Source organism: Arcicella sp. GW458-12-2-14-TSB2, assembly GCF_059423785.1.
On sequence record NZ_JBWKYN010000005.1, the window covers coordinates 63,370 to 73,364 of the forward strand.

At 36.7% G+C, this 9,995-nt stretch carries 8 protein-coding genes; 5 read left to right on the forward strand and 3 right to left on the reverse strand.

Features of this window, described 5'->3' with window-relative positions:
* Window positions 1-17 precede the first annotated feature (17 nt).
* The gene (locus AC07XN_RS01360) at window positions 18-482 is read right to left on the reverse strand and encodes a DUF4890 domain-containing protein (RefSeq protein ID WP_309913039.1); all 465 of its coding nucleotides are present in this window, start codon (window positions 480-482) and stop codon (window positions 18-20) included.
* A 156-nt stretch (window positions 483-638) separates the two neighbouring features.
* Window positions 639-3,119: a ribonucleoside-diphosphate reductase subunit alpha gene (locus AC07XN_RS01365; protein WP_309913036.1), complete on the reverse strand. Its 2,481-nt coding sequence runs from the start codon at window positions 3,117-3,119 to the stop codon at window positions 639-641.
* A 739-nt stretch (window positions 3,120-3,858) separates the two neighbouring features.
* On the opposite strand from AC07XN_RS01365, the gene AC07XN_RS01370 reads away from it, so the two are divergent.
* The 5 genes from AC07XN_RS01370 (at window position 3,859) to AC07XN_RS01390 (ending at window position 8,157) form a co-directional block, all read left to right on the forward strand.
* A complete protein-coding gene (locus AC07XN_RS01370) occupies window positions 3,859-4,104 on the forward strand; it encodes a type B 50S ribosomal protein L31 (protein ID WP_309913032.1) in 246 nt (81 codons plus the stop codon).
* Between the two features lie 237 nt (window positions 4,105-4,341).
* On the forward strand, window positions 4,342-5,502 hold the full coding sequence (locus tag AC07XN_RS01375) for a GlmU family protein (RefSeq protein WP_494741779.1): 1,161 nt from the start codon (window positions 4,342-4,344) through the stop codon (window positions 5,500-5,502).
* Between the two features lie 115 nt (window positions 5,503-5,617).
* Entirely contained in the window at window positions 5,618-6,727 is a 1,110-nt protein-coding gene (locus tag AC07XN_RS01380; RefSeq protein ID WP_309913026.1) for a DNA polymerase III subunit, read from the forward strand.
* Window positions 6,728-6,783: 56 nt separating this feature from the next.
* Window positions 6,784-7,713, forward strand: a complete 930-nt coding sequence (hemC, locus tag AC07XN_RS01385) for a hydroxymethylbilane synthase (RefSeq protein WP_494741780.1) — start codon at window positions 6,784-6,786, stop codon at window positions 7,711-7,713.
* Between the two features lie 51 nt (window positions 7,714-7,764).
* Window positions 7,765-8,157 carry a hypothetical protein gene (locus tag AC07XN_RS01390; protein WP_494741781.1) on the forward strand — a complete coding sequence of 131 codons (393 nt, stop codon included), beginning with the start codon at window positions 7,765-7,767 and terminating at the stop codon, window positions 8,155-8,157.
* A gap of 73 nt (window positions 8,158-8,230) precedes the next feature.
* Here AC07XN_RS01390 and AC07XN_RS01395 read toward each other — a convergent pair whose 3' ends face one another.
* Window positions 8,231-9,811, reverse strand: coding sequence for a GDSL-type esterase/lipase family protein (locus AC07XN_RS01395; RefSeq protein ID WP_494741782.1), 1,581 nt, complete (start codon window positions 9,809-9,811; stop codon window positions 8,231-8,233).
* Window positions 9,812-9,995: the final 184 nt, after the last annotated feature.

A 9,995-nucleotide genomic window follows, 5' to 3' on the forward strand; every position in this document is an offset into this window, starting at 1 on the left:
TTCGAGGGCTTTTGTGTTTAATAATTATCCTTCTTTTTCAAATAAATTTGAAACTGTTCTTCTGTTAAAATCGCTTTCAGTTCTTTATCTCTCTCTTCTTTTATGCTTAAGGCTTTTGTCCTAATTTTTGTACGAACTTCTTCTGATATAGGAGGTACAAGCTTTTTTACCTCTTCTGAAAAATCCATTCTTTTAAAAGCATAATTAATATTAGCATTCTCTATTTTGGGTAGTTGCTCTTCTGTTAATTTAAGTTTTTTGGTCATCCAACGGGTTTCTTCAGTAGCAATTTTTTCTGGGTCCATACTTTCTGGTTTCCTTTGCATACCTTCTCCTGCTTGTGGAAGTCTGCCACCACCTAAGCCACCCCTTCCATATCCTTGTCCATACCCTTGCCCGTATTGAGCTTTGCTTTCATTGATATGTAAAAAAATAGAAACAGATAACGCAATTAAAAATGATAAATAATTATTTGATTTCATTGGAATCTCGACTGTTTAAGTGATTTTTTGATGTTACTTCAAAGAACAGACGGTTAAATTAATAATTTTCTGGAATTGTTTTAAGTTATTTTATTCGAAGTTTATAAAAAAGCCCTCAATCTGTTAAGATTGAGGGCTTCAACTACACTGAAACTATTAAGACCCGCAGGCTTCGCATCCATCAGGATCGTCAATTGAGCATTGCATCGCCGACCAGTTTTGTTCGACTACGGTGTCTAAACCTCCTACAACGAGAGAGGCAGCTGATGATTTTGCTTGTGCGGCTTGTGCGGCATAAGCTTCATAACTCATCTCGTGCTCTTGCACAACATTTGCTTGCTCAATGGCCACTTCGGCTTGTTTTTCGACTGTAAACTTGATAGCATCGGCAGCAGCTTTTGTTCTAAGATAATACATCCCAGTTTTCAAGCCTTTTTCCCATGCGTAGAAGTGCATCGAAGTAAGTTTACCAAAGTTCGGGTCTTGAATATGTATATTTAATGATTGCGACTGGCAGATATAAGCACCTCTGTCGGCAGCCATTTCAATAATTACCTTTTGTTTAATTTCCCAAACTGTTTTGTACAGATCTTTCATATCCTGAGGAATCTCAGCAATGTTTTGTACTGAACCGTTAGCAGAAATCAATTTGTTTTTCATCGAATCGTTCCATAGGTTCAATTTCACCAAGTCACGAAGAAGGTGTTTGTTCACTACAGCAAATTCGCCTGAAAGTACTCTACGAGCATAAATGTTTGAAGTATAAGGTTCAAAACATTCGTTGTTACCCAAAATTTGTGAGGTCGAAGCTGTTGGCATCGGTGCTACTAACAATGAGTTTCTTACACCATGTTCTTTTACTTTCGCTCTTAATTCTTCCCAGTTCCAACGGCCTGATTCTGGCGTTACTCCCCACATATCAAATTGGAATATACCTTGTGAGATAGGTGAACCAGCCCAAGTTTCATAAGGACCTTCTTTGATTGCTAACTCCATAGATGCTTCCATGGCAGCATAATACATCGTTTCAAAGATGTCTTTATTTAATTGTTTTGCTCCTGCCGATTCAAAAGGCATTCTTAACAAAATAAATACATCTGCTAAGCCTTGTACTCCTAAACCGATTGGGCGGTGACGCATATTTGAACGTCTTGCTTCCTCAACAGGATAATAGTTACGGTCGATGATTTTATTTAAGTTTTTCGTCGCAACCTTCGTTACTTTATACAAAGCCTCGTGGTCAAATTCTTGGAAACCTCTTGCGTTAGTTTTTAAGAATTTTGGTAAAGCCAAAGAAGCCAAATTACAAACAGCTACTTCGTCTTTAGAAGTATACTCCATAATTTCAGTACATAAGTTAGACGACTTAATAGTACCTAAATTCTTTTGGTTTGATTTGCGGTTTGCATGGTCTTTAAACAACATATAAGGCGTACCTGTTTCTGTTTGAGATTCTAAAATCTCGAACCATAAATCTTGAGCCTTAATTACTTTGCGAGCTTTACCCGCTAACTCATAACTTGTATAAAGTTTTTCAAATTCTTCACCATAAGTATCTGCTAATCCTGGGCATTCGTGTGGACATAATAATGACCAAGTGTCATTGTCTTTTACACGTTTCATGAATAAATCTGGAATCCATAATGCATAGAATAAATCTCTTGCACGCATTTCCTCTTTACCATGATTTTTCTTTAATTCTAAGAAATCAAAAATATCAGCATGCCAAGGTTCTAAGTAAACAGCAAAAGAACCTTTTCTTTTTCCACCGCCTTGGTCAACGTAGCGAGCAGTATCATTGAATACTTTCAACATCGGTACAATACCGTTGGAAGTACCGTTTGTTCCTTTGATATAAGACCCCGTAGCACGGACATTATGGATAGACAAGCCAATACCACCAGCAGACTGAGAAATTTTAGCACATTGTTTTAATGTATCATAAATTCCTTCGATAGAATCGTCTTGCATCGTTAATAAGAAACAAGATGACATCTGTGGTTTTTGTGTACCTGCGTTGAAAAGCGTAGGAGTGGCATGTGTAAACCAACGTTCTGAGAGTAAATTGTAGGTTTCAATAGCACTTTCAACATCAGCACCGTGAATACCAATCGCTACACGCATCAGCATGTGTTGCGGGCGCTCAGCAATCTTACCTTCCATTTTTAGAAGATATGACTTTTCTAAAGTTTTGAAACCAAAGTAATCATAACCAAAGTCTCTGTCATAAATAATAGCAGCATCTAATTCTCCTGCATTTTTCTTAATGACATCATATACTTCTTTAGATAATAACGCTGCGTTTTCTCCAGTTTTTGGGTCTGTATAATTATAAAGGCGTTTCATTGTTGCTGAAAACGACTTCAGAGTCTCTTTATGCAAATTAGAGACAGCAATTCTAGCTGCGAGCACTGCATAGTCTGGGTGCTTGGTTGTCATCGAAGCCGCCGTTTCCGCTGCTAAATTGTCTAATTCGCTCGTGGTTACTCCATCATAGAGCCCCGTAATAACTTTTTTAGCTACTTCGAGAGGCTGCACAAAGAATGGATCGAGACTATAGCAAAGTTTTTCGATTCGGGCTGTAATCTTGTCAAACTTTACAGACTCACGTCTGCCATCTCTTTTTATAACGTACATAATAACTCGGGTTTTTGTTGTGTTTGATTCAGAAAAATAATGAAACAGGTTTAAATATAATCATTTTAAGAAATCAAATAATCATACCATGACTATATCATTCATACCAATTTGGTGGTGTTCAGATGAACACAAACTGTTTGTTTTTCATTCCGCAATCTCCATTATTTTTTATTCAAATCATTATTTTTTCTTTGAAAGGGAAAAATGATTTAAAATGATTGAATCTAAAATTTTGAGAATTTATATAATAGCTATCGCAAAGAAATCAAAATCTGATTCGATAGGCTAAATCTTTAAATAACTGCAAAGGCTTTTTGCTGGATGGTTTCGGTATGCACTTCAAAGATAACAATTTCTTAATCTATTCGCAATGTATAAATCGCTATTAAGAATCAAAAAAAAATACAAACTATGTGTTATGTACAATAGTAGTTTTGGTCTGGTGGCATTCTACGAAGTGTTCAACTTAGAATAATCATACCAAAAAAAAATTGAAAAAAAATAGATTACTTTTTCTCAAAAACTTAAATCAAATTACCTTAAAAAAGTTTTTGAAACCACCAAAAAAAATGTAATTTTGCACCCTCAAATAGAAAAGTGCCTTTGTCGATTGTTATCAGTAATTCGTTTAATTTACTTTAAACACTTTGAATACTGTATCTCCCAATTTAACAACAGACTAATTATATACAAATACAGAGACGGCGGGGAATCGTCTCAAAATCAAAATATTACCATGAAACAAGGAATTCATCCAGATTACAGACCAGTGGTTTTCCATGATTTGTCTGCTGATTACAAGTTTTTAACACAGTCATGTGTTAAAACTACTGAAACTACTGAATTTGAAGGAGAAACTTATCCAGTATTCAAAATCGAAGTTTCTTCTCAATCACACCCATTCTATACAGGTAAAAACGTATTGTTGGATACTGCGGGTCGTGTTGATAAATTCTACAAGCGTTTCGGTGGAAAGAAATAATTCTTCCGCTCAACAGGAGTCGAAATTAACAAAAAGCCTTTTAGAGAAATCTGAAAGGCTTTTTTGTTGTAAATTATCGGCAATATATCACGTATCTTTGTAGGCATAAACCTGTTGATGATAAACAGATAATATTTAAGATATAAAGTGGCTATTATTCATCCACTAATTTTGTATCATTACAACATATCATAAAATAATCTTGCCCTGCGGACGGGACCGTCCGTGCTAAGCTTTATGAATTTTATTCTTTTTGATGAAATACAGATTCGTCAGTCTTTGTTGCCCCTAACTTTTACACGCCCTGTTAGTGAAATCCGCATAGGTATACAAACCATCAGTGAGAAATGGCAGGACTTCCTAGTGAGCGATGTGTCATTTTATACACAAGATTATTTACAAGCCAAATATCCACTCGTGTTGGCTGATGATAATGTATTTATCAATGGTGCTGTTTGCCCTACCGCATTATTAACAGAAGCTATTTTAGGGTTAGCACCCGCTACTGCTTTAGTACAAGGAGAGCTTATTCTTGCTTATAGAAGCAAAACTGTAACTGATATATTTGACGATACAGTGGACTTTGTAGGAGACCTCAGAATCATCCGCCAAGCTATTGATATTTATACACACAATGGCGAGCAAATTATGAGTGACTTCCAAAGAATTACTAAAAACAGGACATCACAGCCCATTAATGATAGATTTACGGCTTTTTACAATGAATCGCAGATTTTTATTGAAGAAGGAGTAGAACTAAAAGCCGTAGTATTGGATGCTAGCAATGGCCCTATCTATCTAGGGAAAGGAGTAAATATCCAAGCGGGAGCCTTGATTCAAGGACCTTTTGCTATCTGCGAGGGCTCGGTAATTAATATGGGAGCCAAGATGAGGAGAAATACTACGATTGGTCCGTTTTCTAAAGTGGGCGGAGAAATCAGTAATTCCGTTATCTTTGGCAATTCAAATAAAGGACACGAAGGTTTCATGGGTAACTCCGTGATAGGCGAATGGTGTAATTGGGGGGCAGATACGAATAATTCTAACTTGAAAAATGATTATTCAAAAGTGGAATTGTGGAGTTATGTTACCAATCGATATGAAAATACAGGGTCGCAATTTGTGGGCTTAATCATGGCCGACCATTCTAAATGTGGTATCAATACGATGTTTAATACGGGTACGGTAGTAGGCGTAAATTGTAATATTTTTGGTGCTGACTTTCAACCGAAACATATTCCTTCGTTTTCGTGGAGCAATGGCAACGGAACATTTAAAACCTATCATCTTCGCAAGGCAAACCAAGTAGCACGTGCTGTATTGGAACGCAGAGGGAAAGAGTTTGACGGAGTAGAAGAACAGATATTAAAAGCAGTTTTTGAGCAAACTAGTGTTTAATTTGAAAATTTGAGAATTTGAAGATTTGAAAATGATTTTTCATTTAGAAATAAATAATATTCTTCAATGTAGACTTTCAAATTTTCAAATCATCAAATTTTCAAATCGAAAGTAAATGTTATTTAAAGATATTCCAGGGTTAAGGTCTATTAAAGATACGCTGATTCGATCGGTGCAGATGAACCATGTGGCTCATGCCCAATTGTTTCATGGGGCAGTCGGTGGAGCCAATCTGGCTTTAGCATGGGCTTATGCCACTTATATCAATTGCGAAGAAAGAGGAGAGGAGGATGCTTGCGGGCGTTGTGCTTCGTGTGTCAAAATGGCAAAAATGGTGCATCCAGATATTCACCATATTTTCCCAACGCCTAGTGCCAAAGAAACCATCTTAGAATTATTGCCTACTTGGCGGAAGTTTTTAATGGAAAGTCCGTATCGTAGCCTGACCGACTGGCTGGAATTTACAGGAACAACGGGCAATAAACAAGGTATTATTCCGATTAAGGAAGCACATAATATCATTGATAAAATCTCACTGAAAGCTTTTGAGGCAGAATATAAAATATTGATTATCTGGCAACCAGAGTTAATGAACATAGAATCGGCGAATTCTTTATTGAAAATTTTAGAAGAACCGCCTATCAAAACCTTGTTTATTCTCGTATGTAATGATGCGAATAAGTTATTAACAACCATACTTTCTAGAACCCAAAGGGTGATGATTCCCGCCCTTTCGGATGAAGACACAGTTGAGTATCTGGTTCAGAAAGAAGGCGTCGTTAAAGAAAGAGCCAAGCAGATTGCTTATTTATCAGAAGGTAATATTTCAAAAGCCGTTGCCCTGACAGGTCAAGATGGACAAGCACAACATGAGTGGTTTGCTAAATGGATGCGGATGGCTTATAAGCTCGATGCGGCCGCCTTGATAAAATTAGCCGACGAATTTGATGCATTACCCAAAGAAGAGCAAAAAGGAATGATGGAATACGGATTGAATATTTTCAGAGATTTGTTACTTTGGAAAAACGGTGCAGAGGTTTTGGTGAGATTAGAAGGAGAGGAGCTTACTTTCGTTCAGAATTTTTCGAAAGCAGTAAAAATAGAAGCCATCGAACAGATTGTACAGGAATTCAGCCAAGTATATTATTATTTAGAAAGAAATGCAAGGGCGAAGATTTTACATTTAGATTTATCATTAACCGTCGGTAGATTGTTTAAAAGTTAATAAAAACATTCATCATAAAAGCTTGCAGCTTACAGCTCAAAGCTAATAAGTCAACCATGAGTACAATAAAATTAGGAACGAGAGGGTCAAAACTAGCCCTTTGGCAAGCATACTTCATCAAAGAAACCCTAGAAAAAGGCGGTTTAGCCGTTGAAATTGTTATTATTAATACCAAAGGAGATCAGATTTTAGACCGCTCGTTGTCGAAAATTGGCTCAAAAGGTGTATTTACAGAAGAATTAGAAGAGAAACTTCGGTCTGGCGAAATAGATATTGCACAGCATTCTGCTAAAGACTTACAGTCGGAATTGGCGGAAGATTTAGAGTTAATAGCTTTTACTGAGCGTGAAAGAGTAAATGATGTTTTGGTAAGTTTTGATAAAAGTCTTTCTTTAGAAAGTGGACAGCCCTTTGTCGTGGGAACTTCTTCTACACGTAGAGTGGCAATGTTGAAACACTTTTACCCACATATCCACACAGTAGATATGCGTGGTAACTTGCAAACCCGAATGGGTAAATTAGAAAGTGGCGTTTGCGATGCTTTGTTATTGGCTTATGCAGGAGTACATCGCATGGGTTATGAAGAACATATCGCAGAATTGATTTCGCTTAATACCTTTACACCTGCGGTGGGGCAAGGCTCTGTTGCCATAGAATGCGCTGCGAGTTTAGATGCTGAAAAGAAAGCTAAAATCAGAGCACTGTGCAATCATGCTGAAACAGAACAGCAACTATTAGCAGAACGTGCTTATTTGAGACGTTTGCAAGGAGGCTGTAGTATTCCTGTTTTTGGACTAGCACAGCCTACTGAAAATAATGAATTGGCTATGACCGGCGGAATCATTAGTTTAGACGGGCAAGAAATCTTAAAAGAAACGATTACGGGAACAGATGCTATTGCTGTGGGCGAAGCCCTAGCTGAAAAGATTTTGACTTTGGGGGGAGACAGAATTTTGAAAGATATTCGTGCGGGATTGAATAATTAGTGAGTTAGTGAATTGTGATTTAGTGATTACAGTAATATAACATTTTTACTTATGTCTGCTGAAAAGATATTTAAAAAACTTCGTTTAGATAGCGATAAAGCATTGTTGATTGTGAATGCTCCCTCAGAGTATGGCTCGTTATTAGAAGGTGTAAATTATGATACTGAACCAAGAGCGGATGGCATTTATGATTTTGTCCAAGTGTTTGCTATTCAACAAGCTGAATTGGAGACTTTGATGAAATCTGTGGGTAAGGCTGGTAAATTTGATTGTGTTTTCTGGGCTTGTTACCCTAAAGGAACAGGAAAAATAAAAAGTGACATCAAACGTGAAACAGTTTGGACAGCATTTGATTTAATTGAACTTCAAGCGGTATCGCAAGTAGCCATTGATGAAACTTGGTCAGCTTTGCGAGGCAGACCTGCAACCATGGTAGGAAAGTAATTGATTTGAAGATTTGAAAATTTGAGAATCAAATATTTATCAAAAACATTTTCAAATCTTCAAATTAAAAGAATTATTTCAAGGCTTTATTAATCGCCTCATTCGCTAATTTCTCCATGATTTTATAACAACTGATGGTTGGATGTACGCCATCTTCAGCCATTTCTTTACTCAATCCATTTCTTTCATCTTTCAAAGGAGTAAAATAGTCAAGATAAACCAAGTTGTTTTGTTTGGCCAATTGCTTAATCCCTTCATTCAACGCAATTACTTTTGCAGGAACGTCTTTAATCTCTTTTCTCCAAGGAAATGCAAATGCGGGCATCACAGAAGCCAAGATTACTTTGATATGATTAGCTTTAGCAATTTCTATCATAGATTGATAGTTTGACAACGTATAGTCTTGCATATAATCACCCGTATTTTCGGCAATATCGTTGATGCCGATATTGATGATAACCACTTTTGGCTTCAATGCCACTACATCCTGACGAAAACGGAGTAATGTTTGCGGAGAAGTTTGTCCGCTGATGCCTCTTCCTACATAATTATTGGTATTGAAAAAATCAGGGTCGGCCGATACCCATCCTTCGGTGATAGAATCTCCTGTAAATACTACCCTTGTTTTGCCCTGTTTCGGCTCGCCAATTTCGGCATTGGCTTTTTTGTATTTTACTAGATTTGCCCAGTCTCTTTTTTCTCTTTCAGCATTTTGTTTTGAAAACATTTCTAATTGTTCTTCACTAAATTGTTGTTCCCATTTGTTTGGATAACGTTTTTTGAGATAACCTTGTAGCTTCAACCAATCGCCAAAACGCTCGTACCAAGTATCTGTCGGTATTTTTTGTTTATTCATGCCAAAACCATGACCACCCCTTTCATAAATATGTATTTCTACGGGTTGGCCAGCGGCTTTCCAATCTAAATATAACTGTGCATTAGCAGGAGCAAAGCCTAGCTGGTCGTCAGAAGCTAAAGCGATAAAAATAGGAGTTTTGACTTTAGGAATATTTTTGATGTCGTCTAGGGCTTTGGTATAAGGATAAATTGGTGCAATAAAATTGGGTTTACTCTCTTCAGTAGCTTGGTAAATCGCTCCCAATGTTAATGTTCCACCTGCCGAAAAACCCATCATGCCTATTTTAGTAGGGTCAATGTCATATTTTTCTGCATGAGTTCTAATATATTTAATCGCTGTTGCAGCATCTTGAATAGCTAAAGGAATTATTGGTGCGTTTTCTTCATCCAAGGTTTTAAAGTTACCCATTTTACCCATTAACTCCTTTACAGGATCGTTTGTGAAACTTCTAGCCACTCTGTATTTCAACACAAAAGCAGCGACTCCTTTTGAATTCAAATATTTAGCTACCTCAATACCTTCATTATCAATAGAAAGCGTATGAAAAGCACCACCAGGGGCAATCAATATGGCTGTGCCTGTAGCCTTTTCTTTGTCGGGTAAAAATGCAGTAATGCTAGGGTCAGCTACATTATAAACAATTTTGGTATTAAATTGATTAGTGGTGTTTTCAGCTTCTGACCAAGTCCAACTTTCAGAACCTGGAGCCTTGTTTGGATACAATTTGATGACTTCTTGGGCGAAAGAGGAGGTACTAATGAGCAAGATGCTACAACAAGTAAATAAAATTTTCATGGTTTGATTTAACATTTGAGAGGGTTTTGTTTAGTCTTATTTTTGATAACCAATGTTAGCCAAAAAATCCTTAATATTCATCATGCATTATGATTTTTAAATGAGGATAAAATCAACCAATATATTGAAAAACAACAAGCGGATTTATCAAGAAGATTCTGGCTATCCATTCAAAAAATAGTAT